The 25,761-nt window shown below is 31.8% G+C and carries 21 protein-coding genes; 5 read left to right on the plus strand and 16 right to left on the minus strand.

What is annotated here, in order from left to right; all coding sequences use genetic code 11:
* Positions 1–23: 23 nt before the first annotated feature.
* Positions 24–1,167 (minus strand): peptide chain release factor 2 gene (gene prfB / locus EZS29_RS07610; protein ID WP_130608327.1). Its coding sequence is split into 2 segments (ribosomal slippage): positions 24–1,106 and positions 1,108–1,167, totalling 1,143 coding nucleotides; the frame shifts between segments, so codons are not numbered across the junction.
* A 160-nt stretch (positions 1,168–1,327) separates the two neighbouring features.
* On the opposite strand from prfB, the gene EZS29_RS07615 reads away from it, so the two are divergent.
* Positions 1,328–2,215, plus strand: a complete 888-nt coding sequence (locus tag EZS29_RS07615) for an undecaprenyl-diphosphate phosphatase (protein WP_130608330.1) — start codon at positions 1,328–1,330, stop codon at positions 2,213–2,215.
* Between the two features lie 40 nt (positions 2,216–2,255).
* A complete protein-coding gene (locus tag EZS29_RS07620) occupies positions 2,256–3,485 on the plus strand; it encodes a 3-deoxy-7-phosphoheptulonate synthase (protein ID WP_130608335.1) in 1,230 nt (409 codons plus the stop codon).
* Between the two features lie 238 nt (positions 3,486–3,723).
* Here the strand turns inward: EZS29_RS07620 and EZS29_RS07625 are convergent, their stop codons facing one another.
* Positions 3,724–5,322, minus strand: a complete 1,599-nt coding sequence (locus tag EZS29_RS07625) for a GMC family oxidoreductase (protein ID WP_130608338.1) — start codon at positions 5,320–5,322, stop codon at positions 3,724–3,726.
* A gap of 50 nt (positions 5,323–5,372) precedes the next feature.
* Positions 5,373–5,906: a sugar dehydrogenase complex small subunit gene (locus tag EZS29_RS07630; RefSeq protein WP_130608341.1), complete on the minus strand. Its 534-nt coding sequence runs from the start codon at positions 5,904–5,906 to the stop codon at positions 5,373–5,375.
* A gap of 363 nt (positions 5,907–6,269) precedes the next feature.
* On the opposite strand from EZS29_RS07630, the gene EZS29_RS07635 reads away from it, so the two are divergent.
* A complete protein-coding gene (locus tag EZS29_RS07635; RefSeq protein WP_130608344.1) occupies positions 6,270–8,399 on the plus strand; it encodes a GAF domain-containing protein in 2,130 nt (709 codons plus the stop codon).
* A gap of 53 nt (positions 8,400–8,452) precedes the next feature.
* Here the strand turns inward: EZS29_RS07635 and EZS29_RS07640 are convergent, their stop codons facing one another.
* Positions 8,453–9,613: an NAD-dependent formate dehydrogenase gene (locus tag EZS29_RS07640; protein WP_130608347.1), complete on the minus strand. Its 1,161-nt coding sequence runs from the start codon at positions 9,611–9,613 to the stop codon at positions 8,453–8,455.
* A gap of 731 nt (positions 9,614–10,344) precedes the next feature.
* Here EZS29_RS07640 and EZS29_RS07645 point away from each other — a divergent pair.
* Positions 10,345–11,127 carry an SDR family NAD(P)-dependent oxidoreductase gene (locus EZS29_RS07645; protein ID WP_130608351.1) on the plus strand — a complete coding sequence of 261 codons (783 nt, stop codon included), beginning with the start codon at positions 10,345–10,347 and terminating at the stop codon, positions 11,125–11,127.
* A 61-nt stretch (positions 11,128–11,188) separates the two neighbouring features.
* Here the strand turns inward: EZS29_RS07645 and EZS29_RS07650 are convergent, their stop codons facing one another.
* The 12 genes from EZS29_RS07650 to aroA all read right to left on the minus strand — a co-directional run bounded on the left by EZS29_RS07650 (position 11,189) and on the right by aroA (position 24,294).
* Positions 11,189–12,289, minus strand: coding sequence for a hypothetical protein (locus EZS29_RS07650; protein ID WP_130608354.1), 1,101 nt, complete (start codon positions 12,287–12,289; stop codon positions 11,189–11,191).
* Positions 12,290–12,569: 280 nt separating this feature from the next.
* A complete protein-coding gene (locus tag EZS29_RS07655; protein ID WP_130608357.1) occupies positions 12,570–13,604 on the minus strand; it encodes an adenosine deaminase in 1,035 nt (344 codons plus the stop codon).
* An 87-nt stretch (positions 13,605–13,691) separates the two neighbouring features.
* Positions 13,692–14,690, minus strand: coding sequence for a FecCD family ABC transporter permease (locus EZS29_RS07660; protein ID WP_130608360.1), 999 nt, complete (start codon positions 14,688–14,690; stop codon positions 13,692–13,694).
* Positions 14,683–15,705, minus strand: coding sequence for a FecCD family ABC transporter permease (locus tag EZS29_RS07665; protein WP_130608363.1), 1,023 nt, complete (start codon positions 15,703–15,705; stop codon positions 14,683–14,685). The genes EZS29_RS07660 and EZS29_RS07665 overlap by 8 nt, the downstream gene beginning before the upstream one ends.
* Entirely contained in the window at positions 15,686–16,600 is a 915-nt protein-coding gene (locus tag EZS29_RS07670) for a DMT family transporter (RefSeq protein WP_130608366.1), read from the minus strand. The genes EZS29_RS07665 and EZS29_RS07670 overlap by 20 nt, the downstream gene beginning before the upstream one ends.
* A complete protein-coding gene (locus tag EZS29_RS07675; RefSeq protein WP_130608369.1) occupies positions 16,591–17,652 on the minus strand; it encodes an NAD/NADP-dependent octopine/nopaline dehydrogenase family protein in 1,062 nt (353 codons plus the stop codon). The genes EZS29_RS07670 and EZS29_RS07675 overlap by 10 nt, the downstream gene beginning before the upstream one ends.
* A gap of 28 nt (positions 17,653–17,680) precedes the next feature.
* Positions 17,681–18,628: an ABC transporter substrate-binding protein gene (locus tag EZS29_RS07680; RefSeq protein WP_130608372.1), complete on the minus strand. Its 948-nt coding sequence runs from the start codon at positions 18,626–18,628 to the stop codon at positions 17,681–17,683.
* Positions 18,629–18,852: 224 nt separating this feature from the next.
* Positions 18,853–19,791, minus strand: a complete 939-nt coding sequence (locus EZS29_RS07685; protein ID WP_130608375.1) for an ABC transporter substrate-binding protein — start codon at positions 19,789–19,791, stop codon at positions 18,853–18,855.
* A 179-nt stretch (positions 19,792–19,970) separates the two neighbouring features.
* Entirely contained in the window at positions 19,971–20,432 is a 462-nt protein-coding gene (locus EZS29_RS07690; protein WP_130608378.1) for a PH domain-containing protein, read from the minus strand.
* 131 nt (positions 20,433–20,563) lie between these two features.
* On the minus strand, positions 20,564–21,814 hold the full coding sequence (locus tag EZS29_RS07695; protein WP_130608381.1) for a 3-dehydroquinate synthase family protein: 1,251 nt from the start codon (positions 21,812–21,814) through the stop codon (positions 20,564–20,566).
* Positions 21,807–22,904 carry a chorismate synthase gene (aroC, locus tag EZS29_RS07700; RefSeq protein ID WP_130608384.1) on the minus strand — a complete coding sequence of 366 codons (1,098 nt, stop codon included), beginning with the start codon at positions 22,902–22,904 and terminating at the stop codon, positions 21,807–21,809. Before aroC ends, EZS29_RS07695 begins: the two co-directional genes overlap by 8 nt.
* Before the next feature lie 4 nt (positions 22,905–22,908).
* Positions 22,909–24,294 (minus strand): 3-phosphoshikimate 1-carboxyvinyltransferase, encoded by a 1,386-nt coding sequence (gene aroA, locus EZS29_RS07705; RefSeq protein ID WP_130608387.1) that lies wholly within the window; start codon positions 24,292–24,294, stop codon positions 22,909–22,911.
* A 206-nt stretch (positions 24,295–24,500) separates the two neighbouring features.
* On the opposite strand from aroA, the gene EZS29_RS07710 reads away from it, so the two are divergent.
* Positions 24,501–25,697 (plus strand): esterase/lipase family protein, encoded by a 1,197-nt coding sequence (locus EZS29_RS07710; protein WP_130608390.1) that lies wholly within the window; start codon positions 24,501–24,503, stop codon positions 25,695–25,697.
* The last annotated feature ends 64 nt before the right edge of the window (positions 25,698–25,761 follow it).

Genomic DNA, 25,761 nt, shown 5'->3' on the forward strand with positions numbered 1-25,761 from the left:
TAAAGAGTATTTTAAAAAATGTATTAGGAGTCGAGTTCATCGCTTCCTCCACCTTTGCCTATAAATTGCCCTGCTGCATGTTGCCGTAAGTATTCGACACAAAATTCTTCAATATCGCCATCCAGCACGACAGATGGATCGCTGCTCTGAGCGAGAGTGCGCACATCTTTAACTAGTTTATAAGGATGCAAAACATAAGAACGAATTTGGGAACCAAATGCATTCTCCATTTTAGCATCTTCAATTGCCTTTGATTCAGCCTGTCTCTTATTTAATTCGAGTTCATATAGCTTAGCTTTTAAAAGTTTTATACATGTTTCGCGATTTTGAATTTGACTTCTTTGTTGCTGACTCTGCACAACAATTCCTGTCGGTAAGTGGGTCATGCGTACAGCTGAGTCTGTTCGGTTAACGTGCTGACCACCTGCTCCACCTGCACGGTAGGTATCAATTTTTAAGTCACTTTCTTTTAATTCAACATTAATGTCATCATCAATGACAGGACTGACAAAAACAGAACAAAATGAAGTATGTCTTCGTGCATTTGAATCATAAGGAGAAATACGAACAAGTCTATGCACACCATTTTCTGATTTTAATAATCCGTAAACATATTCACCATCAATGGTGATTGTAGCATTTTTAATACCAGCACCATCACCCTCCAACTCATCGACAACTTCAGCTTTAAATCCTTTTCTATCAGCAAAGCGTAAGATCATTCGCATGATCATCATTGCCCAATCACAGGCTTCTGTGCCACCAGCTCCTGCATTGATAGTCACAATTGCACTATTTTTATCCGTTTCGCCCGATAAAAGCCTTCTCGTTTCTAAGCTTTGCACTTCTTTAGCGAGTTCTTCAACCCCAGTATCAGCTTCTTTTATAGACTGCTCATCACCCTCTTCGCCAAATTCAATCGCAACGAGAATGTCTTCAAACTTTTTCAGAAGTGACTCACAAGATAAAATCCCATCTTCGATATTCTTTTTTTCTTTTAATAATGCTGAAGATTTTTTTCTATCGTTCCAAAAATGAATATCTGTATTGCTTTCTGACTCGATTTCAAGAACCCTTTTGCGTTTTAATGGAGTGTCAAAGATACCTCCGAATAGGTTCAAATTTTTCTCGAATTTCTTCAAGTAAAGACCGTTGAAGTTCACTCATTTTTCACTCCTAATTCAATACACGCAAAAAAGAACCCGTCTGTGTTAGTATAAAAAAAAGATGGGCTCTTTTAAAAAAATATAGGCACCACTCAGTGGCCAAGAGCAAACGATATGGTATCTACCTCCTTTGTGCAACTTTTTTCTATGAGGGAATCAGTATGAGTCTTGTTTGCCCAATTCCAGTTCATGATCATTTAATAGATTGTGGCTTTGCAGAGTTAGGATATTTTAAAATAATAATTTTAGGGATTATTCAAGGCATAACTGAACTTTTACCCATTAGTAGCACAGCTCATTTAAGAGTCATTCCAGCATTTTTAGGTTGGCAAGATCCAGGGACTCCTTTTACAGGTGCAGTTCAACTTGCTAGCTTTTTTGCAGTTATGATTTATTTCAGAAAAGAAATAGCAAAAATATTCTTTGGCACCTTATCAAGTATTAAAGATCGAAATTTTTCCTCACCAGATTTTAGACTTGGCATAGGAATCATTATTGGAACGATTCCAGTGGGTATTATGGGTCTTTTATTAAAATCAACTCTCAACTCACCAAACTCTCCTTTAAGATCATTATATGTAATAGGAGTTGCATGTATTATAATGGGAATTTTATTTATTATTGCAGAAAAAATTTCTAAACATAAAAGAGACTTTAGCAAATTGACTTTTAAAGATTGCTTAATCGTTGGCTTGGCTCAAGTTGCAGCACTTATTCCAGGGGTATCTCGATCAGGCTCAACGATCACAGCAGGACTTTTTCTCGGCTTAAAAAGAGAAACAGCTGCAGCATTTTCTTTTATTTTAGGCGTACCTGTTATTGTTGGTGCTGGGCTTAAAGAAATACATGAAATGTATAATGCAGGTATGATTGCGCAAGGATGGTCTGTCCTTGCCGTAGGACTTATTACTGCCTCTATAGCTGCATTTTTGGCTGTTTTTGCTTTAATGAAATATCTGGAAAGACGTTCAACCCTCATTTTTGCGTGGTATCGACTTCTTCTTGGGTTTATTCTTATTTTGGGAACATATCTTGGTTGGATTCACTGATTTTTTGTTCCCTACATATACGTAATATTAAAGGTTATACATGCAATCTGCGCATTTACAAAGCAAATACGAAACTTCTTGGCATCCCAGTAGCTGGAAAAGCTATGATACGGTTCAACAACCTCTATACGAAAACAAAAATCTTTTAGAACAGTGTCTCTTAAATTTAAAAAGCAGTGTGAATTTAGTAACCGAAGAGGAAATAAATTCTATCCAATATTATATTCAAGAAGCTGCTAAAGGAAATGTTTTTATTTTACAAGCTGGAGATTGCGCAGAAACATTTTTGGATTGTAATAAGTTTAATGTTAAAACACGAGTTCAACATTTGCAAAACTTGGCTGAAAATTTAAAAAATATTTTAAATAAACCTATAGTCATTATAGGCAGAATTGCGGGTCAATATGCAAAACCGCGTTCTCATTTATTAGAAACAATTAATAATATATCTCTTCCTTGTTATAGAGGCGATATTATTAATGGTTTTGACTTTAATGGAGAAGCAAGAAAAGCCGATCCATTAAGATTGATCCGCGCTTATGAATGTTCAAAATCAACGTTTACTTGGATAAAAGATTATTTAAGACTAAATTTAGATATTAAAAATAACTTATTTTTCTGCTCGCATGAAGCTTTGCACTTAGATTATGAATCCGCATTGACACGTTGTTCTCCAAAATCTGGAAAATGGTATAATTATGGAACACATTTTCTTTGGCTTGGCGAAAGAACAAAAAATATTCATGGAGCACATGTTGAATATTTAAGAGGAATTTCAAACCCAATCGGTATTAAAGTGGGACCTAATACTACCCCAAATGAACTTGTTTCTTTAGTTAAATTATTAAATCCAGAAAATAAGCAGGGACGTATTACTTTAATCACTCGATTTGGTGCAGATGTAGCACATAGTATTTTGCCTTCACTACTTGATAAAATTAAGAATACACATCTATCTGTTTCTTGGAGTTGCGACCCTATGCATGGCAATGCAGAAAAGACTCAGCACGATATAAAGACAAGATATTTTAAAAAGATATGGCAAGAGCTCAATGAAACTATTAACATTCATAAAAAATATGGCTCTATTTTGACTGGTGCTCATTTTGAGATATCCCCTATCAACGTAACTGAATGTGTTGGAGGATCTGCTAATATTACCGAAGAGCAACTCAAAACCAATTATTTGACATTTTGTGACCCACGCTTAAATCGCGATCAAAGTATTGAAATAGTTGATAAACTAGCTAATCATTTACTTCTAACTTAGCTTTTTAAAGCACATAAAATAATTTTTATTATTCAAACTAAATCCTCTTTAATTGACTCTAATCTATACTTGCTTCACAATAGTATTAATTCTATTTTAAGATGGTTAAAGTTCCTTGTAAAAAAGTGAGTGTGCATATGGCTTTTGCAAAAAATTTAATAAGAAAATTAAAAAAGAAATTGAAGAGAACTTAAAAAAATTTCATATGGAACAAGTAAATGTGAATTAAAAAGTACTTTTACTTCGCTATTTGTTTATAAATCGTATTTGCGATTCTTAAACTCAACGCAGCTATTGTTCCTGTTGGGTTAACACATGCGGATGAAGGCATAACACTGCTCGAAGCAATATATAGATTATTATTTTCATGAGTGCGACAATCTTTATTGACCACAGAGTCTTTTTCAGTACTTCCCATTATCGTTGTACCCATAATATGATTGTTGGGATCGAAGCCTTTGGCTTTTGTAATTTCCTCTGCTCCTAACATTTTCGCAATTTCATTCATTTTAGCAATTGTATCTACTCCACTTTTCTTAACATAATCCTCAATTGAATAATGAATAAGTGGTCTTTTGATACCGATTGCGTCTACTTTATTACTTAATGAAACTCTATTATTAAAATCAGGTAACTGTTCGTGAAAACTTCCTATTCCAAAAGTTCGGATAGCTCTATATTTAAATTTTTCTTTGAGTTCATTACCAGTATAACCTTGCTCGATGAGGGAATCTGAAATTTCTTTAAAATTCACTTGTGTGCCAAAATGAATTTTCTTTGAAGCCATCGTTTTACGCAAGTTTCCATCTCTATATTCTAAAATTGCTGATAACTCTACAGGACCTCTCCCTCCATAAATTGGATCTTTTAAAGTAACAGTTCTATTTATTCCCGGATGATCCATTAAAAAGCGGCCAACGAGATCACTTCTATTCGCAACTCCACGAGGATTTTTTTCAGAAGTCGAAAGTAACAACAGTTTTGGGATTTCAATCCCATTCGCTGCCAAAACAAAATATTTCCCTTTTACTACTTTCTTTTGTCCACTTGGCGTTTTAATATAAATCGCCGTTACTGTTAGGTTACTATCCGTTTCTATAAAATAGGCGACAGAGTTTTCCATGAGTCTAACACCATTTTTTTCAGCTTTTTCGACATGGATTATTGCACTATACTGAGCACCAATAGGACAAATAGGCATACAGTTATTATTACCACAGCAAGGTGGGCGAGAGTCATATTCAACACTATTTTTTGCAAGTGGCTCTAAAATGACTTTATACTTTGGCGCAAGTTTTTTTTCTATATAAGAATCCATATAAGTGAAGGCTAAGCCCTTCATTGGATAATCCGATTTACGGGGTGATCCTAGATCATCATTGCCTGACACACCCATTTCTTTTTCCATCAATTCATAAAATGGTTCAAGTTCATTGTATTGCAGTGGCCAATCCCTACCTATGCCATATAAAGTTTTAATTTTAAAATCATTTGGAACGAGCCTCCATGTGCAACCTGCCCAATGCCACGTCGTTCCTCCGACAACACGCATATATTGGGTGTTGTATCTATTCGCTCCTTTTTCAATAATATAGCCTTCGGGATGACTTGGATTTGGGTGTGGTGCATGTATTGCCATTGGATAAGGTTCCATATAATTATGCGAATCGATGGATTTATAAAAATTATTTACAATCGCCTGTCTTGCTATTTTTGGCCCAGCTTCGAGCAATATAATATTTTTAATTCCCATACGCGAAAGTTCATAGGCAACTAACGATCCCGCAACTCCTGAACCAACGACAACGACATCAGCAGATATTATTTCATTGCTCATATTTAATTCTCACTTTGATTGAAAGTTAATTTATTAACCAAGCTATAGCTTTAAACATTAGGTTTTTCAGCCCAGTAATTTGTTTGACCACCACAGATACCCGGAGTCGGTGCAAGCCCTGCCATCAAGCGAAACATATAAGAATCGAAATAAGTGAAACGCATTTCTGATTTGCCAATTATGAGCACACCAGAATACCAAGCTTTCATAATATTTGCATAAGCAATCAGTATTTTTTTATTTCCTAATAAATAAGCTTTAAATGTTTTATTATTTAGAGGTGAGTGGGTGCGTATATATTCATACAATACATAAATTTCTGCTTTAAATTTCTTCAAAAATTGATATATTTTTTTAGACATTTCAGCATCTAAAAGATCATCATTCATAAGAAGTTTTGACAACTGCAAAAATTCTGAATCATTTAAACTTGCTCGCTTTTGTCCATAATCTTTTGGTTGATTTAATGTAAATTTTTGTTCGGACCAGGCAATTTTATCTATTAATAGAGCGCTTGCTGCTATGCCTCCAATGAGAAAAAATTTACGCCGACTCAATTCCCTTTTAACTATTTTAGCAGCCATAGAGACCTCTTATGCAAAAGAGTTTATTCTATATTTTACCGAATAATAATTAAAAATTGAATTCTCAAGAAAGTCTTTTTAAATATTGTCAAATATTTGTCAAATAAACCATATGTAATTGAAATAATATAATTATAATTTGTATTTTATTAAATAAACAATCGTATTTTATAATAAATTATTAACTTTCTTGACAAATATAATTTTTTAAACATAACATAGCTGCTATTATTAGAATAACTTTTTATTATTCTAATTATTTAAACAAAACCCATCAAATTTAAGATTTATCCATATACAAAAAAGATTGCAATAAAATTATATTAACTTATTTAAAATAAATATAAGTAAAGGAATAAAGAAATGCAACAAGCAGAAATATTTCAAAATTGTGAAAATTTAAATGTTAATTACACAAATATGATTCAATCCGAAGGGATTTTTCTTGGCATTGATTTGAAAAATTTTAAAACCATATATGCTTCAAAAAACTTTTCGAGCATTTTCAATTATGAAATTTTGAGAAATTCAATCGATCTGCTTTTTACCCAGATTTCAATTATAAAAATTACAAACTTTGTCGCTCGAATAAATAAAAAAGAAGTAAAGCCAAGAATAATCTCCTTTCTTCAGATAAAATATTTTAATTGTCTATACGATATTCCATGCGCAATTTATTTCACAAGTTCAGTTTTATGCATAGAATTCCAAAGCAAATTTGATTCTTATAAAAATAATTTCGACGAAATTTATTATGAGGAAACCCTGCAATATATCAAATCATATTCTGGAAATATTAATAAAATATCTCATTATATCTGTAAGTATATCGCTGAAGTCATGAACTTTGAAAGAGCATATTTCTGTGAATTTTTACAAGATGACCACGGTTATGTTAGAGCTAGTTTTCAGAATGGAGAGTTAGAATCTTTGCTGCATCACCATTTTCCAGCATCGGATTTACCATTAACTGTAAGAAGTATTTATATTAAAAATAAATTTAGATTAATCTCTAATATAGATTACTTTCAAGTTCCCATAGAAGGATCTAAAGATGATATTGATTTAACATTATCTTTTTATAGAGATATTGGAAAAAGTCATTTAACTTATTTAAAGAATATGGGACTAAAATCATCTGCTTCTTTTTCTATCATTATAGATGGAAAGCTTTATGGACTATTTGGCTGCCACTCAAAAATTCAAAATTATACCTCAGTTGAAATATTATCTAAAATTCAAGTTTTAATAGATGAATTTTCTCGAAAAATATTACTTTTCCGATATAGAAAATCTAAAAGAATAAAGAGTTTAGGTAATGCAAAAATTAATTATTTTATAAAAATTTATGAAAAAGCAGATTGCAATTTAGAAAACATTCCAAACGAAAAATTTGAAGAATTAAAAGATACATTTGAAGCAAAAGGCTTCTTTTATAGATATAACAATAAATTTGAGAAAAACTTATCTGTTCCTCATGAATTTGCTGATAAAATTCTTAGCTGTCTCAGTAAATATTTCCGAAATGATCTTATTTTAATTGATAAGCTTATAGATTTAGATCCTATATTTGAGTCCTGGTCAAAAGAAGTTGCTGCTGGAATTATTGTTATAAAATTAAACGAGGACTTATCTTCATTTATTGTCTTTTTACGGCCAGAGTATATCCAGACTGTAAAATGGAGTGGGAATCCTAATAGTTATAATTTAGAAAAAGATGGAACGTTAAATCCTAGAAGCTCTTTTAGTACATGGTATCAAGATACATATTGCCGATCGAAACCTTGGTCATCTACAGATTATGATATGGGTTTAGAGCTGCAAACTAAACTCACTTCTTTACGCTCAAACTATTTAGTAAAATCACAACTTATAAATAGGTATTTAAATAGAAAAATTATACAAAAAGACATACAATTAACAAGAAATAATCTCTGCTTAAAAAACATCTTTCTAATCGTGAATTCTATTTTTGCTTGGAGCCAAGAAAAGTATATTCCTTTAAAAAACAAATCATCAATTGATAATCATTTATTACAAGAGTATTCTTTAGAAAAAATAGAATTAAAAAATTTCCTTATTAATTTATCTGAAAACATATCCTTTAATATAAAGGAAAGTTTTTTTGAAAATATTAAAATTAATTTAGATATATCAGAAAAATCAATACTTCCAGTAGATCAAATTTTCACCTTAGCCCTTATTATTCATGAATTTGTCCATTTATCAAATAAACATTCCCTTATAGTTAAAGAAAATAGATCCATTAAAATCAAATGGCAAGAAAATACGAACAACACAGTCATCTCACTGCATGACAATAGCGATTTCTTTAATCAATTTAAAAATGCTTCTTCCGATATCGACTTAATAAGATTTTTAATCTCCCAACTGAATGGCGTGGGAAGCTGGGAGAAACAAAATGGTGTTGCTTTAAAAATTATATTACAAAGAAAAGCATTAAACCTAAAAAATAATCTTATTTTAAATTAAGCAGTTTAAAGCCAGCTCTTATTTTAAAAATGAAGTGATAAAATTATTTTAAATCACATCTTTGTTGTATAAGCATGCGCACCAGCTCCTGCGAGTTCCCCATTTTGCACGATCAAATATTCATTCCGAATAGGTTTATTGGCAAACCAAGCCTCAAGAATTTCTTTTACTCCTGCAGCATAACGTGCCTGTGCTGAAAGAGTGGCACCAGAAATATGCGGTGTCATGGCATGGTTCGGCATATGTCTCCATGGATGATTTTTAGGGGCAGGTTGTGGATACCAAACATCGCCTGCATATCCTGCTAAATGTTCCGTTTGCAGTGCATTGACAATAGCCTCTTGATTGCAAATTTTTCCACGCGCAGTATTTACAATATAGGACCCTCTGCGCATTTTTTTAAGCAATTTCTCATCTATTATTCCGTCTGTCTCTGGATGAAGCGGACAATTGATGGTTAAAACATCAACTGCTTTTGCTAAAGATTCTAAATTTTCATGGTAAGTTAAATTTAATTCTTTTTCAGTTTCTTTTGCTAAGCGGTATTTATCTGTATAATGTAACTTAACTCCAAATGGATTGAGTCTTTTTAAGATTCCTAAACCTATTCGACCCGCTCCCAATGTTCCAACATGCATTCCTTCTAAATCATAAGCCCTTGAAACACAATCAGCAATATTCCAACCTCCTTCAACAACATATTTATATGAAGGAATGTAATTTCTTACGAGTGATAAAATCATCATCACAGCATGTTCAGCAACACTGATACTATTGCTATTTGTTACTTCCGCAACGGTGATTTTTTTATGAACTGCCGCACTTAAATCAATATGATCCGAACCAACACCTGCTGTGATAACAAGTTTTAAATTATTGGCCTGTGCCAAGCGCTCTTGGGATAAATATGCTGGCCAAAATGGTTGCGAAATAATTATTTCTGCATCATGCAATTCTCTTGCAAAAATGGAATCAGAACCTTCTCTATCAGAGGTAACAATATATTTATGACCTAATTTTTCTAAATAAGATCTTAATCCCAATTCGCCTGAAACACTTCCAAGTAAATGACCAGGTTGAAAATCTATGCTGCTTGGATTGGGTAGAGATTGACCACCTTCATAATGTGATATGGAAGGCATTTCATCACGTGCATAATTCTTTGGGTAACCATCTATTGGATCATCAAATAATACGCATAATATTTTTGCCACAATAGTGCTCCTTATAATAATTTTACAAAAAATATACTCTAGAAATTATACACAAATATTAATTAATGTCGAGTTTAATATTCAAAGTATTATTTCGAGAGATTTTAAATTTATAAGTTTTCATTTTTTTCTTTATTCTCGGTAAAAGAAAGAGCATCCTTTCAGGGCAGAGTTGCTGGCCGCAAATGCCCTTCAAGAATGCTTTTCTCTTACCAAAATTTCTGCCTAAATCAGTCAACTTATATTTTAAAATCGTTTTTTTGGGGTTACTTCGTGGGTTTTGCTCAAGATTAGATCCGGGATTTTAAATATATAAGTTTTCATTTTTTTCTTTATTCTCGGTAAAAGAAAGAGCATCCTTTCAGGGCAGAGTTGCTGGCCGCAAATGCCCTTCAAGAATGCTTTTCTCTTACCAAAATTTCTGCCTAAATCAGTCAACTTATATTTTAAAATCGTTTTTTTGGGGTTACTTCGTGGGTTTTGCTCAGGCGTTTTTTCGTGTTTATTTACATAATCTGTTCACTTATATTTTTAAATTATTTTTTTTGGGTTACTTCGGAGATTTTGCGAATAAATTTTAAATTATATTTTTAATAATCATTAATATTAATTTACATAAAATTGACATCAAAAGAATGGATCTTCTAAAAATGAAATATCTTAAGATATAATATAATTACTATCATAAAAACGAGTTTTTCATGTAAGTGACATAAAACAAAGGATAAAGCATGAATTCTAATTTTCAAAAAAAATATGGTCCATGGGCTTTGGTAACAGGAGCATCAGACGGAATCGGGCGTGCACTCGCAATTGAAATTGCTAAAGTTGGCCTTAATTTAATAATAGTAGGTAGAAATAATGAACGCTTGGAGAAATTAGGTTCTGAAATTCAGAAAAAATTTAATGTTATAGTTAAAATAATTGCAATCGATCTAGCAAAAAATGAAAGTAATAAAGCATTGATCTCTCAAATTAATCAATATGAAATTGGTTTATTTGCAGCAATAGCTGGTTTTGGCACTTCTGGTGACTTTTTTAAAGGGAAAATTCAAGATGAATTAGAAATGATTGATGTTAATTGTCGCTCAGTCGTGGAACAAACTTATTATTTTGCAAATCGATTTGTTACTCAAAAAAGAGGCGGCATAATTTTAATGGGTTCTTTAGTTGGATTTCAAGGTGTTCCTTATTCTGCGAATTATGCTGCAACAAAAGCCTTTATACAAAACTTCGCAGAAGGGCTGCATTTTGAATTAAAACAATTTGGAGTGGATGTTCTTTCTTCAGCACCAGGTCCTGTTCAATCTGGATTTGGCAAGCGTGCAAACTTGAATATGGGAAATGCTGCGTCTACAGAAGTTGTTGCGGAAAAAACTATTCAAGCATTGGGTTATATGGTTACAATTCGCCCGGGTTTTTTATCTAAGTTTTTAGGCTGGTCACTTATTATTCTTCCAAGAATTATGCGCATATATATTATGAGAATTATAATGGGTAAAATGGCTAAGTGAAATTGAGATAATTCGACAACTTATAATTTATAAATTTTTTTTTGGCATTAATTCATTAGATTTAATTATTTTTAAATTCAACAATATTAAAGATAGCTTCATTTGTTTTTCTTGTGAGTTCAACTCCATTAATAAGTGAATTTTTTAGAACTCTATCATCATCATTGATAATAAATACTTCATGATCATTAAGCACTGTCAGTCCTTCGGCTTTATTATTTAAACTAAAAGGTTTAGAATTATCTTTTACAAGAACAGGTGCATTGCCTTTCTCAAGATCATTACTATCAAGGCTCCATAAATATGCGCCAATATTTTCATCTTGATCCTCATAGCTTGTTAGTAACAATAATCTATCGTTGTATTTGTCCCATTCAATACTTGAGAGTCCAACATTTTCAGATACAAAATCTTTACTATTATTAAAAGAGTATGCTAATTTGAAATCGTTATTCAAATAAATTTTACCCTCTATTTCCTGATAAGAAACAGATATCATTTCAATTGCATATGAGAATTTTTTATATGACTCCCCTTTTTCACGAATTCCTAAAAGTATCTTATTGTTGGGCAAAATCGCGAGACCTTCTATTTTGTAGTATGGTAGTTTTACTACAGAATTGAGATATGATCGGATATTTTCATTTTCAACACCATTTTCTAAAACAGATATTGTTTTTACATTATTAAAGTCATCTGAGAGCCAATAGATAAGCATGCCATTGTAGTCTTTTGGTTCTTCAGGCTTTTCCCAATCAAAAGCTGTAGTGGCAAAAATATATTTATTATCTAAAGAAACAGAAAAATCCTCAATTTTTCTGGGTTCAATAAAATTTGGATGTGTAAGAGGAGTTACTAGTTGGTCGGCAATTGGAGAAAAAATATTTGTATAATTAATTGAAAATACAGGGGAATAAGGTTTAAGAATAGGCTTATCATTAGCAAAAATAAGCATATTATTTGCAAAAGCAACTGCTGAAGCTTCGCAATGGGCTTGCACTTCTTTCCCATTTTTAATCGTTCTAGTATCTTCTGGAAAACATTTTAATACTCCTGAATTCTTTATATATGCGCTGTCTTTTTGAATTGCATATAAATTTATATTATGTGCCGAAATAGATAAACATGAAAGAATAAATAAGTAACTAAAACTTTTTATCATAGAATTTCCTTCTTATTATTTCTTTAAAAAAAGAAAAATTGTCGTTCGAAGGTTTTATAAAATACAAATTTTTATTTGTAAACAAAAAAAATACAAATAAATTATTTTAATTTATATATTAATAAATATATATTAAAATAATTTAAAATATTTTTTTTATCATCTGTTTTTATAAAATATAATAAAAAGATCTTGCTTATCTGAAATTTAGATTCGTAATTTCAAATCAAGAATATGCTGAATAGCCTAACAAATGCATATTAATTATGCATTTGTTAATTTATTTTTCAGCCGCATAAAGCCCGCTCAAGCTTTTTACAAAATTTTCTAATTCTTCCATTTTTAAAAGTTTTTCTTCTTCACTTAAAAACGATGCACGAAACGAGTTTTTGGCGATTTGTATAAGCTCAATAAAAGAAAAATTAAGATGTCTTTGGCATTCAAAATAATTATCAGCTAAATAACCGCCAAAATAGGAAGGATCATCTGAATTAATAGTCACGCACGCGCCTTTTAAATATAGATCTCTTATATTGTGTTCTTTCATATGCTGAAAAACTTTTAATTTTATATTCGATAAGGGGCAAATTGTTAAAGGTATCTTTTTATAAATTAGTTCTTCTAATAGTTTGTCATCCTGTACACAATTGACACCATGATCGATTCGTTGAACTTTTAAAAGCTCAAGAGAGTTTCTGATATTTTCTGCTGGCCCTTCCTCCCCAGCATGGGCTACGGTTAAAAAGCCTAAATCGAGAGCTTTGGCAAAAACATTTTTAAACTTTTCAGGAGGATTCCCTACTTCAGCTGAATCAAGGCCAATTGCTTTAATATATTTGTAATAAGGTTTAGCTAATTCAAGTACTTCAAAAGCATCATCTTCGCTTAAATGACGTAAAAAAGACATAATAATATAAGAAGAAATAGCAAATTCTTCTTTACCCTTAGCTAAAGCATCAGCTATACCCATGATTATATCTTCAAATAAAACACCTCTTTTTGTATGCGTTTGTGGATCAAAAAAGATTTCAGTATGGGTAATTCCATCCTCATGAGCTTTTTCTAAATAAGCAAAAGTCAGGTCAAAAAAATCTTGCCGAGTTCGAAGCACGCTTGCGCCTAAATAGTAGACATCTAAAAAGGATTGTAGATCATGAAATTCATAAGATTTTCTAACTTCATCAATACTAGCATAAGGAAGTTGAATATTATTTCTTTGCGCCAATTCAAACATAAGTTCTGGTTCTAAAGTTCCTTCAATATGCAAATGAAGTTCTGCTTTGGGTAATGATTTGATAAGTTGAGAAATTTGCATAATTTATCCTTATATAAAATAAAAGGCTATTTTTATAGGATAAGAAATTTAAAGTCAATAACAAATTTTTTGAAATGGAAAGCAAAATTATTTATAACGCCCAATATTTTTCATAAGATATAAAAAATATGGTGCACCAATTATGATTGAAACAATTCCGGCAGGAATCTCAAATGGAGGAAAAACTATTCTCCCGATAAAATCTGAAAACAGAGTTAATGTAGCGCCTATAAAACAGGAGCCAAATAAATTGAATTTGTGTGAAGAGCCGAATAAAATTCGCGCTAAATTGGGGGCAATTAACCCAATAAAACCTAAACTTCCACTGCCTGATACAGCAATTGATGCAAGCATAAGAGCGAGAAGAATGATAATTACTTTCCATTTTGTAACTTTAAATCCGATACTTGCAGCGGATTCTTCATTTAATTGCAATATATCTAATTGGCGATAGAAGAAAAATGTTATGAATATAAGGAAACAGGCTGGATAAATGATCTGCTGAACTGAATTCCAGCTTGAGTGATACAATGTACCTGTTAAAAATGAAACCAATGAGCTTTGCCGTTCATCTGACTGCATAATTACAAACTGACAACATGCTTTAAAAAGCGCACCAACTGCAACACCAACGATTATTAATCTTGTTTGATTGATTTTTTTATTATCTAATGATGCAAGAATTGTAACAAAAAAACCAATGAATCCACCAAAAACTGCGTATATAAGGTTATTTAAATCAAAATCATTTGGAATAAGAAAAGTGAATAATAAAATAAACAAAGAACAAGCGGAATTCACTCCTAAAATATCTGGAGCAGCCATTGGGTTGCGTAAAACACATTGAAGTAAACTTCCAGAAAGTGCGAACATTGCCCCACACAGTGTACCAATAATCACTCGCGGCAATCGGACGTCACTTACAATAAAATCGGCTCCCGCAACATCTATTTTTTTTGTGAGAACATTCCACACATCTGATATTGAAAAAGATGTTACTCCAATCATTAAATAAAAATAACTTAAGAGTAAAAGAAATATAAAAAGAATAAGCAGGCGCGTGTTTTTATAAATAGCTTTATCCATTATTTAAAAGCCTTTTCATGCGGGAAGATAATATAAGGATAGGCGCCCCCACCAAAGCAATAAAAAATCCAACTGGAATTTCTTGATTTGAAAAAATAGCACGCATGAGGCAATCTGAAAATAACATGAGAATTGCACCAGATAAAATTGAAAATGGAAGTTGTTTAGCTAAATTTTCTCCAACAATAAACTTACTAAAATGGACAACTATTAACGGGAAAAAAAGAATTGGTCCCGCTAAACTCACCGATGCTGCACAAAGTAGAACAATAATAAAAAGAAAAAAAGCAAGCAAAAATTCAGTGCTTAATCCGAGAGAACTTGCAATCTCTTTTCCAAACGATAAAACCTGCAGGTTTTTAATATTAAATATTGCAATAATAATTAATAGAAGAAGAATTGGAGATACATAAGTTAATTGCTGCCAATTTGCTCCGGCGACAGAGCCATTTAAATTTATAAGGATGACACCAGAGCGAGTTGGTAAAAAAATAAGAATTGCTTGAGTGAGAGCATATAACAAAGCATTTATTGCTTGACCAGCTAAAATCAATCTTAATGGCGAAATACCAACAGATATAGCTATAAAATATGTAACTGCAGCTGCTAAAATTCCACCTAAAACAGCACAACCTAAATAAACAGGTAATGGGCAGAATGGAAATAAAGCTAATACGATGACAATTCCAAGACCTGCCCCTTGAGTCACCCCTAATAAACTAGGACAAGCCATTGGATTTTTAGTAACAGATTGCAGCATAACACCAGCAACTGCGAAGCTTGATCCGACAAGACATGCCATTAAAGTTCGCGCAAGTCTTGTTTCAATTATGAGTCGACGTTCAAATGTATCGTCAGATTGCAAAAAAGAAAGCAAAACTTTATCAAAAGAAAGTTCAACTGGTCCCAATGATAATGAATAAAGAAATAGGATAAAGAGCAATAAAAAGCTAAAAATATAAATTATATAATTTTTTTTTAACTTGAAATTAGGATTATTTGATAAAGCTTGCAAGAGAAAGTCCTATGCATAAGAATAAAACGGAGCATTTTTGAAACATAGAAAGCCTTTCCTTATGTAACAAATATGACATAACAACTATAACCATACTTCTAGCAGAAAATATTAAAGCCACCAAACTTGTTGGGCCTAATATTAAGGCTTCAGAATATAAACAAAGCCCCACTCCGGAACAAATGCCTGTAACTAAGCCAAAATAGAGGCCAGAGGTATTATTTTCTCTGAAATAGGTATTTACAGATTTCAGCTTTTGGGTCGCTTCATAAGTACTATTGCTTTGTTTGAGAATGTTATACTCTTTCTTTATAATAGCTATACTCGATAATAAAAGGCATATAATATATGAATAGAGCAAAATAATTTGATTGTTATAGCCAAGCTCTAAAGTTATTTTTAATCCACCTTCTCGTAAAAAAAGAAAACCTGAGCTTAAGACAACCCAAATAAACCACTTTTTGTCTTTTATCACCATTTTTTCATTTGGATCGAGCTTAACCAGTAAAACTGCTATAAAAAGAAGAAAAATTATAGCCACTTTAATATAATTTAACTCTTCCCCATAAACAAAAACGGACATTAAAATAATAATTGGGAGATTTATATTTAGCATAGATGCGGTTAAGCTCGCAGGACCGACTTCAAGTGCCTTAATAAAAAGCCAATTGCCAAAATAAGATCCAATCGCAATAATGAGTGCAGCTAATAAAATTGAAATATTGAAATTAAATGATAATTTTCCATATGAGGTTATTAAGAAGACGAGAGTGCCTGTAAAATACAGGCCCCAAAGAACATAATGATCGGAACATTTTTTTATAGAAGCCGACTTCATAATGACGCTTGCTATTCCAAAAATAATCGAACTTAAAATAGCAATCGTTATCCACATATTTTATACGCTTTCAAATGATCTTTTGTAATAATACGGCCAGCACTTAAATAATCCACTTGATTTAATATAGAAGTAATATCAATTATATTTCTCATAGCTGAGGATTCATAACCTGCACTTTGTCCTAAACTATACCATGGTACAAGTGAAAATGGAACATCTTCCGATATATAACGATCATTTAATGATTTTGGGTTTAATTTATTCTTATTATGAATAGGAGAGTTTTTAAAGAAATCATAAATACTCTTATGCGATAAGCCATAATAATCGTTCATAACCTGATAATAAGGTGGTAAATTAAAGCCTAAATTCTTACCAATATTTATGCGATCTTCATCTATTTTTTCTAAAAAACGCGCAGTTTCAATTGAAACACCATCTTTATAAAAATAGTATTCTTCTTTGTTACCTATTCTACCTGCATTGAATAACACAGATGGAGGATGACTAATACCACATGGGTCATATAAACCTGTTTCTATAAAGCTAGACATTGTAACCAATTCACATGGAAAAAAATCTTGAATTGCGGTCTTAATTTCTTGCCCATGGGAATAATTCAAAGATGAAATTCCCATTTTATTTTTAATTGCTAATATATTTGCAAATGAAGGATTTTCTGCACGACATGCGTACGGAAAAGAAGTGATATCTGCTATCAAAATATCTTTTTCCCACCCCGATCTCTTTAAAATATCATATTGAAAAATTCCAGAAAAATGGCCAGATAAATTTATAACAATCTGATTACTTTCTAAAAATGGAAGCATATTTATAAATATAGCTTCATGCGCTGGCACTGGTAAAGCAATAAAAATGTAATCTATATTTTTTAATGCTTCTTCTATGTGGGTGGTTACAAGATTTAACTTCCCGAAACCTTGAACAACCCCTTGACATTGCACTCCGCCATTTCTATGCACTGCTTCGTAGCCACCGAGATGTCGCGGATGTGCATATAAATTTACTGAGTGCCCCAATATCGCAAAATGTCCAGCTAAAGCTTGTCCGCCATGACCACATCCAATGACAGCAATTTTTTTCATTTTATACAACTTTCATAATAAAATTTAATTAAATATTATTTTTATTTGAGCTCAATTTTTGTTGTGTACCATCCAAAAAGCCTGATTGTATTGCTTCTTCGTACATAACTTCCATTGCTTCAATTCCATGAGTTTTTGCCCAAACGTTTCTATCAAGAAAATAAACTTGATTCTGTTTGAAAGCACGTACATCTTTCCACAATGGATTTGCTTTTAATTTTTCATAGGGAGCAAGATCACCATCTGTTAATAAAATAACGATTTGATCTGGATTTTTTTGTAAAACGCCTTCAACAGTAATATCAACACGGTGCATAACACTTGTATCTTTAATAAGATTTGTTTTGTTTAAATCTTTTAAAATTGGTGTTGCAATGGCATTTGAGGAAAGCACTCTAAAAATTCCACTCGGTGTGATAAAGCCCATCAATACTGTTTTGGGTTTTGATTTCATAGATAAGTCAATTGCTTTTCTGCGGATTTCATCATGATGTTTAACAATTCCGTCAACTTTATCTTCAGTATTTGTAATACTTGCAAGAATTTTTAAGTTTTTAACTTGTTCCGCGGGATCACCTAAAATACCATTTAATAAAATAGTGGGTGCAATCTTGTTGAGCTGAGGTAACAAGCCCGAGATAAATGTGACTTCGCCAATAATAAGATCAGGCTTTAATTTCGCTATTGCTTCTAAACTTGGCTCGTCGCGCGTTCCAACGCCAGGTATATCTTTTATAAATTCTTGCAAGTGAGCAGGATCTTGCCCTTCGGTATTATCACTTTTTCCCATACCTACAGGTTTAACACCTAGCAATTTTAATTCATCAAGTAAGCCAAATTCAAGCACAACAATTCTCTCAGGTTTTTTTTCTAACTTAACAACGCCATTTTCTGCTTTAACAGATAATGGAAATTCAGCTGCACCACAAATGGGCACATATAAACTTAAGAGTGCTGAGACTAGCAGTTTTTTCATACGAAGCTCCTAAAATTATAAAAGAAAATATATTGATAATGAAATTCATTCTCAATAGTATGTTTGATAGACAAACTCATTTTTTTTGTCAAGACAGTTTGAAAAGTATTTAATTTAACAATTGAGGTTTTACAAAAATTTTATAATTAAAAATATTGGTAGTCTATTTTTTATTTAATCCCAAATTAAAAGAATAAATTTGCATTTTAATTTTAATAAATTTATTAATTCATTAAAATTTTGTTATGCGGAATTCCGGCTAAGAAACCAGACTCGATAGCTTCTTGATATTTAATCTGCATAGCCTCAATCCCGTGTGTTTTTGCCCAGACATTTCGATCGAGGAAATAAATCTGATTTCCTTTAAATGCTCGCACATCTTTCCACAAAGGATTTTCTTGTAACTTTTTGTAAGGTGATAGATCACCATCAGTCAGAAGAATTGCAATTTGATCAGGATTCATATTAATAATTCCTTCAACTGTAACTTCAACTCTATGCTGAGAGCTTTTTTCTTGAATTAAGTTTATTTTGTTTAAATCTTTTAGAATCGGGGTTGCTATAGCATTGGAAGAAAGCGCTCTAAAAACTCCACTTGGAGTAATATATCCGATTAAAACTTTTTTCTGTGGAGATTTTTGAGCCATAGCAATTGCATTGTTTCGAATTTGATCATGATTTTTAACAATTGCTGAAACACGACTCTCTCTATCTGTGATTTCCGACAAGATTTGTAAATTCTTTTTTTGTACCTCTGTATCGCCCAGAATTCCATTTAATAGAACAGTTGGAGCAATTTTATTTAGCTGAGGCCCTAATTTGGAAATAAAAGAGACTTCGCCCAAAATAAGATCGGGTTTTAATTTTGCAATTGCTTCCAGGCTTGGCTCATCTCGTGTTCCAACACCAGGAATATCTTTTAAAAATTCTTGTAAATAAACAGGATCCTGCCCTTCACTGCTATCACTCTTTCCAACTCCTACTGGCTTAATTCCAAGAAGTTTCAACTCATCGAGTAATCCAAATTCGAGCACAATTATTCTTTCAGGTTTTTTTTGTAAAATGATTGTGCCGTTTTCAGCTTTTACAGTTAAAGGAAACTGTGCCGCATAACTTATAGAAGAACATATACATAGAAAAGTTGTTGCTAAAATTTTTTTCATTAGAAGCTCCTTTTTTGTTTCAATGATTGAGAATGATTTTCATTATCATTTTTTACCTATGAGAGTCTAACAAAAAAGTCAAGAGTCTAACAAAAAAATAAGATTCACTTTAAATAATTATTTAATTTTAATTAAAAATAAAAAAATTGAAATTATGAAATTAAAAAACTTATTAAAAATTACACTTTATTCAATTGAATTTTTAATAACTTAAAAATCTCTTCCTTGAAATTTGCAGGATAAATAATTTTTTGAATCATGAGAGGTTGCGCATTGGGAAACAATATTTTGACGTCTGCTACTCCAAGAAATTTCTGTAAAAGATTTTGAGTAATATCAATATTTTTTATTTCTTGAATAGGATATTCTTGAATATTTTTTATTAGACAACCACTTTCAATATATAATCTTTGATTTGTGAGTAATATTTTTTTATTAAGATTTGAAATAAATTTACTTAACATAGGTGCAGAGCAAAAAATTATAATAAATAAATAAGCATATGAAGATTTAATTCCTGAAAAACTCGGAAGAAACATAAGAAATAAGATAAAACCAAGTAAAACATTTGGAATCATGTCAAACCAATGAATTGAAAATTTGAAAAGAATTTTTTCTTCATTCTTTAAATTTAACAACATACATTCTCCTTATGGAATGAAAAGAGTTGTATCTAACATAATTGAAGTATAATTATTCTACTGAAACTCTTAAAAAAAAGCAACAGCTAACTCGATTCATAAGTTTATTATAGAATTGATTATAAAAATAATTAAGAATGTATGTTAAAACTATTTAAGTATTGTGAAGTTAATACTACCAAATAATCTATTGTATAGTTTTTTAATAGATCTATAAAAGCGACATTATTTTTACTCATAGAAAACTGACCATAAGATGGTAAACTTAATGCACATTGAAAAGTATTTATATTTTTTTTGTCCTGTCTTATATAACGCTCAATATTACTTGAATCGATAGTGGAAATTTTTACAATAGGAAATAAAATTATTATTTTCTCTAAATAGTTCAAGAAACTTATACATGGACATTCAATTATACGATTTTTTATTAAAAAATATATCCCATGAGCAACGGAAATCCCATGTGGCATTCTTTCTATTTTTTTATCTTCTGCAAGAGCTTCAATCAAATGTGCCAAGGTATGACCAAAGTTTAAAGCCAAGCGAATACCCTTTCTTTCGAAAGGATCTTGGGTAATAATATTAGTCTTATATTCTATATTTTTTATTAAAAAAATCTTTAAATTTTCGATAGAACAATTAGATATTAATATCTCTTCAAAATATTTTTTTTCTTCCGCAAATGAACCATACAACCAAGAATGCTTTAATGCTTCACACAATCCAGAAATTATTTCTGAATGGGGAAGAGTGTGAAAGAATTCAGGCACGCAATAAAACTCTTTTGCCTTATAAAAAAGACCTATTTGATTCTTTCCATACAATGGACAGTTTACGCCGGTTTTACCTCCAGTCGCTGCATCGACTGTAGCTAAAAGAGTGGTTGCACAGTATATAATTGGAATCTTAGCTATTGCAGCAACAAAGCCAGACACATCAAGAGTATTTCCTCCGCCAATGGCAATAATTTCATTGCATTCCTTGGGTAAGGATTTTAAAATTGTAATGACACTATCGATATTTTTATTTAATTCACTCGCTTTATATAAAAAAATTTTTTCAGAAGGAATAAATTTTTCATAATATTTGCATATATTCATATCGACGATATAAAAAATTTGTTTGGCATTCTTCTTTTGTAGGATCTGCTCAAACTGCAAATTATCTAAAAATTGTATTGGTACATCTTGGTAAACTTCAGACATTACATTCGCAATATTTATAAAACCTCTTTTATAAATTTGACAGGCTACTTGAAATGCTTCAGTGTCATAATCAATAGAAAATTCGGGAATTGAATTGCGCTGATATTTTTTTCTAAAGAAATCATTTAAAATAACTTTTAATTCTTTCTCTTTGTTTAAAAGAATATCAATCATAAATTTTCCGAGTGCTTTGCAGCATATATTGATCCGTTAAAACAAGCCAACACATTGCTTCCACAATTGGCACTGCTCTAGGTAAAACACAAGAATCGTGCCGCCCTTTTGGAATTGAGAATTTTATTTCTTGTGAGTTTGTTTTGGTAACAGTATTTTGCTCTTTATAGATAGTTGAAATTGGTTTGAATCCGACACTGAATTCTAGATTCATGCCATTTGAAATACCACCTTGAACACCACCGGAGCGATTGGTTTTTGTATAAATATTTCCAGTATTATTTAAATAATATTGATCATTATTTTCACTGCCAAATAAGTAAGTTGATGCAAAGCCATTGCCAATTTCAAAACTTTTACACGCAGGAAGGCTGAGCATTGCCGTTGCTAAAGCTGCCTCAAGTTTATTGAATACAGGTTCTCCGAGACCAGCGGGAATATTTTTTGCAACACAGCGTATACAACCTCCCAGTGAGTCTCCTTGCTCTTTTGCATTTAATATTGCAATTTTCATTTGTTCTTCAACGATAGGATCGGGACAACGAATTGCACTTTTTTCAATATCAGCAAAAGAAAAATTATGATATTCGAGTTTGCTTTCAATCTCTTTAATACGTTGGACCCATGCCATTAAATTCAATTCTGGAAATATTGAGGTTAAATATACTTTTGCAACTGCTGCAGCAGCAACACGTCCTACTGTTTCACGCGCACTGGCGCGACCGCCACCACTTTGCGCAGCCAAACCATATTTAAGCTGCGTTGTGTAATCTGCATGCCCTGGGCGAAATACTTTATTCAACTCAGAGTAATCGTGTGGATTTTTATCTTTATTACGAATAATAATTGCTATGGGCGTGCCTAAAGTTATTCCTTGCTCTATACCAGACAAAATTTCACAAAGATCGTTTTCACTTCGACTGGTGGTAAAATTACTCTGCCCCGGTTTTCTCCTATTTAAAAATTCTTGAATAATTTCCTCATTAAGATTTAGACCTGCTGGACATCCATCGATGACGCAACCCATTGCTACCCCATGCGATTCTCCAAAAGTTGTGACTTTGAATAAAGTCCCAAAAGTATTTCCCATTTACTTATTCCTCAATTAATTTCGTCTGAAAGCCAAGATCTTTTATTTGTTGAAAAAACATAGGCGCTGTCTTTTCCACACAATTTGGATTTTCGATAAATAAATTACTTGCAAATGAAGCAAGAATAAAGCCACTCATTACAAATCGATGATCATCATACGTTTTCCATATTGACTTTAATCTACTAAAATCATTTTGATACGGGTAAACACAAAAACCATCTGAATACTCTTCACATCTAATACTCATGGATCTTAAATTTGCCACAAAGCAAGAAATTCTATCACTCTCATGTAGACGAATATGAGAAATATTCCTAATTTCGATAGGAGCATCGGCAAATAAAGCCACAATTCCCAATGTTAAGGCTTGATCGCTTAGTTTTGACAAGTCAAAAGAAATATTGCCATATGGCTTTGTATAAATTTCTTTTTTGCAGACAAAGATCTCAGAATCCGTGCATTCAATATGCGCACCAAGAGTTTTTAAAATTGAAATAAATTGAAAATCAGGTTGTAATGTTAATTTACCTAAATTTTTTATTCTCAAATTAAAATTATGCATATAAGCAAGCGTGATAAAATAGCAGCAAGTAGACGCATCGGCTTCCACTTCATAGATATCAACACCAATATTAAAAGTCGGTGAAATTTTAAAGTGGAAAAGATCAGGATCATAAGAGATTTGACCACCAAAAGACTCAATGGATTGTAAAGTCATTCTCACATAATCAGGTTGAACAAGATTATTAATGCGATCAATGTCAATTTGTGATTTTGCTCCGAATGCAGCTAAAAGTAAACCACTTAGAAATTGTCCAGAAGTTTGTCCGCCAATTGAGCATTTACCCATCAAGTCTGATGAAGAAATTTGCATAGGTAAATTTTCATTTGAAATATTCCCATTGATTTCTTTTAATGAATGCACAAGTTCTTGCATAGGTCGTTTTAAGAGCTGCTCTTCTGCATCAGTATAAACATTTATTCTACCAAAACGAGGAAATGTTTTTTGCCAATTTAAAATTACAGATGGAAAAAAGCGAGCCAATGTTCCTGATTTGCCTAAGAAAATTTTAAAATCTTTTTGGAAATTTTCAAATGGCGGAAATATCTGTACGCTTTTTTCTGTATAATTTATTTTAATGCGAAATCCCAAAATGCTCAATGCATTGAGCCCCCAATATGAATCTTCTGAAAATAAAAAGCCTTCAATTTTTGTAGATTTTGGACTCATGCCTGCAAGAATTATGGCACGATTCGTAAAACTTTTAGAACCAAAGATTGACATATCAATTTGCATGATATTGTTTCGATGAGTCACTGCAATTTCTTTAATTTTTTTATCTTCACTTAATGAAGAAAAAAAATATTTTTTAAATTCTATATCCATAATTACTCTAGTCGTATTTTCAAATATTAAAAAATATACTATTTGAAATAACTTTTGTTGAAATTCCACTCAAACGCAATAAGCAAAATAATGTTAAAAAACATTTGATATTCATTCTCATGAAATCATATAATAAAACTAAGTTATTTGACAATTGAATACACAGCCAGTCCATAACGGATTGCCCCTTGCTTAAGGAGATTATTATGACGTTCATAAGAATCAGTCTATTTATTTTTTCAACTATTTTGTCATTCTCGTGCTTAGCAGAAAATAGAGATCCCATTGTCCTTGTACATGGATTCTCAGGATGGGGGAGACAAGAACTTCTTGGCTATAAATATTGGGGGGGATTTAATGATTTACAAGAGGATCTAAAATCTCAGGGGGGTAAAGTTTTTACTGCTTCCGTTGGCAAATTCAGTTCAAATTACGACAGGGCCATCGATCTCTATGCACAAATAAAAGGAGGGTGTGCAGATTATGGAGAAGCACATGCAAAAAAGTTTAAACACGCTCGCTTTGGTCGATGCTACACACAACCTCTTTATCCCGAATGGGATGAAAATCATAAAATACATTTTGTTGGACATAGTCAAGGGGGGCAAACAATTCGAGCCTTATTAAGTATTTTAAAGGAAGGATCGCAAGAAGAAATTCTTACCAGTCAAAATGATGTTGCTGAACTATATAGAGGAAATAAAAGTTGGGTAACAAGTATAACGACAATTGCCACTCCAAATAACGGAACTTCACTGACTCATTTAGCTGATATTTTTCTTCCGACGTCACAATTTATTATTGTTTCTACTGTAACTGCGGCCAATGCAGTCGGAATTGATCCCTTTTTAGATTTTAAACTCGAACAATGGAACCTAACAAAAAGAAAAGATGAAAATCTAAAAAATTTTTTATCAAGAGCATATAATTCATATATTTGGAATACGAAAGATATAAGTAAGTGGGACTTGAGTCCAGAAGGAGCACAATTATTTAACGATACCGATAAAGAATATAAAGATGTGTTTTATTTTTCATATGGCACACAATCGACATCAATAGATATTCCATTTACTAATTGCCACTTTACAATTTTAACCTTATTAAGCTTACCTGCAAATGCAATTGGTTGTTTTAAGCGAAAGCTAGAAGGAAACATTAATATAGATGATCAATGGCTAGCAAATGATGGCGTGGTTAATACGATCAGTATGGCATCCCCATTTAAAGGAAAAAGAGTGTATTTTACAGGAAGAGCTTATAAAGGGATTTGGAATGATATGGGTGTGCGCTACGGCTGGGATCATCTTGAAATCATTGGTGCTTTACCAAACCCACTGAAGCCATATTGGAAAGTTAAAGAGCTATATGAAAAACATTTAGATTTGTTATATTCGCTATAATTATTTTTAGTAATTAATACTTGATTTTTTAATACCTCATTAAAAGTAACAAGTATTATCATCT

Origin of the sequence: Fluviispira sanaruensis (assembly GCF_004295685.1) — a bacterium.
Lineage (GTDB): Bacteria > Bdellovibrionota_B > Oligoflexia > Silvanigrellales > Silvanigrellaceae > Silvanigrella > Silvanigrella sanaruensis.

Excerpts from the sequence above, each read along its gene's own strand:
- EZS29_RS07635 (WP_130608344.1), top strand. The coding sequence starts at position 6,270 with ATGCAACAAGCAGAAATATTTCAAAATTGTGAAAATTTAAATGTTAAT.
- aroC (WP_130608384.1), bottom strand. The coding sequence starts at position 22,904 with ATGGGAAATACTTTTGGGACTTTATTCAAAGTCACAACTTTTGGAGAA.
- EZS29_RS07655 (WP_130608357.1), bottom strand. The coding sequence starts at position 13,604 with ATGCAAATTTCTCAACTTATCAAATCATTACCCAAAGCAGAACTTCAT.
- EZS29_RS07620 (WP_130608335.1), top strand. The coding sequence starts at position 2,256 with ATGCAATCTGCGCATTTACAAAGCAAATACGAAACTTCTTGGCATCCC.
- EZS29_RS07675 (WP_130608369.1), bottom strand. The coding sequence starts at position 17,652 with ATGAAAAAAATTGCTGTCATTGGATGTGGTCATGGCGGACAAGCTTTA.
- EZS29_RS07710 (WP_130608390.1), top strand. The coding sequence starts at position 24,501 with ATGACGTTCATAAGAATCAGTCTATTTATTTTTTCAACTATTTTGTCA.
- EZS29_RS07630 (WP_130608341.1), bottom strand. The coding sequence starts at position 5,906 with ATGGCTGCTAAAATAGTTAAAAGGGAATTGAGTCGGCGTAAATTTTTT.
- EZS29_RS07670 (WP_130608366.1), bottom strand. The coding sequence starts at position 16,600 with ATGTGGATAACGATTGCTATTTTAAGTTCGATTATTTTTGGAATAGCA.
- EZS29_RS07695 (WP_130608381.1), bottom strand. The coding sequence starts at position 21,814 with ATGATTGATATTCTTTTAAACAAAGAGAAAGAATTAAAAGTTATTTTA.
- EZS29_RS07690 (WP_130608378.1), bottom strand. The coding sequence starts at position 20,432 with ATGTTGTTAAATTTAAAGAATGAAGAAAAAATTCTTTTCAAATTTTCA.
- aroA (WP_130608387.1), bottom strand. The coding sequence starts at position 24,294 with ATGGATATAGAATTTAAAAAATATTTTTTTTCTTCATTAAGTGAAGAT.
- EZS29_RS07645 (WP_130608351.1), top strand. The coding sequence starts at position 10,345 with ATGAATTCTAATTTTCAAAAAAAATATGGTCCATGGGCTTTGGTAACA.
- EZS29_RS07625 (WP_130608338.1), bottom strand. The coding sequence starts at position 5,322 with ATGAGCAATGAAATAATATCTGCTGATGTCGTTGTCGTTGGTTCAGGA.
- EZS29_RS07650 (WP_130608354.1), bottom strand. The coding sequence starts at position 12,289 with ATGATAAAAAGTTTTAGTTACTTATTTATTCTTTCATGTTTATCTATT.
- EZS29_RS07615 (WP_130608330.1), top strand. The coding sequence starts at position 1,328 with ATGAGTCTTGTTTGCCCAATTCCAGTTCATGATCATTTAATAGATTGT.
- EZS29_RS07660 (WP_130608360.1), bottom strand. The coding sequence starts at position 14,690 with ATGGATAAAGCTATTTATAAAAACACGCGCCTGCTTATTCTTTTTATA.
- EZS29_RS07680 (WP_130608372.1), bottom strand. The coding sequence starts at position 18,628 with ATGAAAAAACTGCTAGTCTCAGCACTCTTAAGTTTATATGTGCCCATT.
- EZS29_RS07685 (WP_130608375.1), bottom strand. The coding sequence starts at position 19,791 with ATGAAAAAAATTTTAGCAACAACTTTTCTATGTATATGTTCTTCTATA.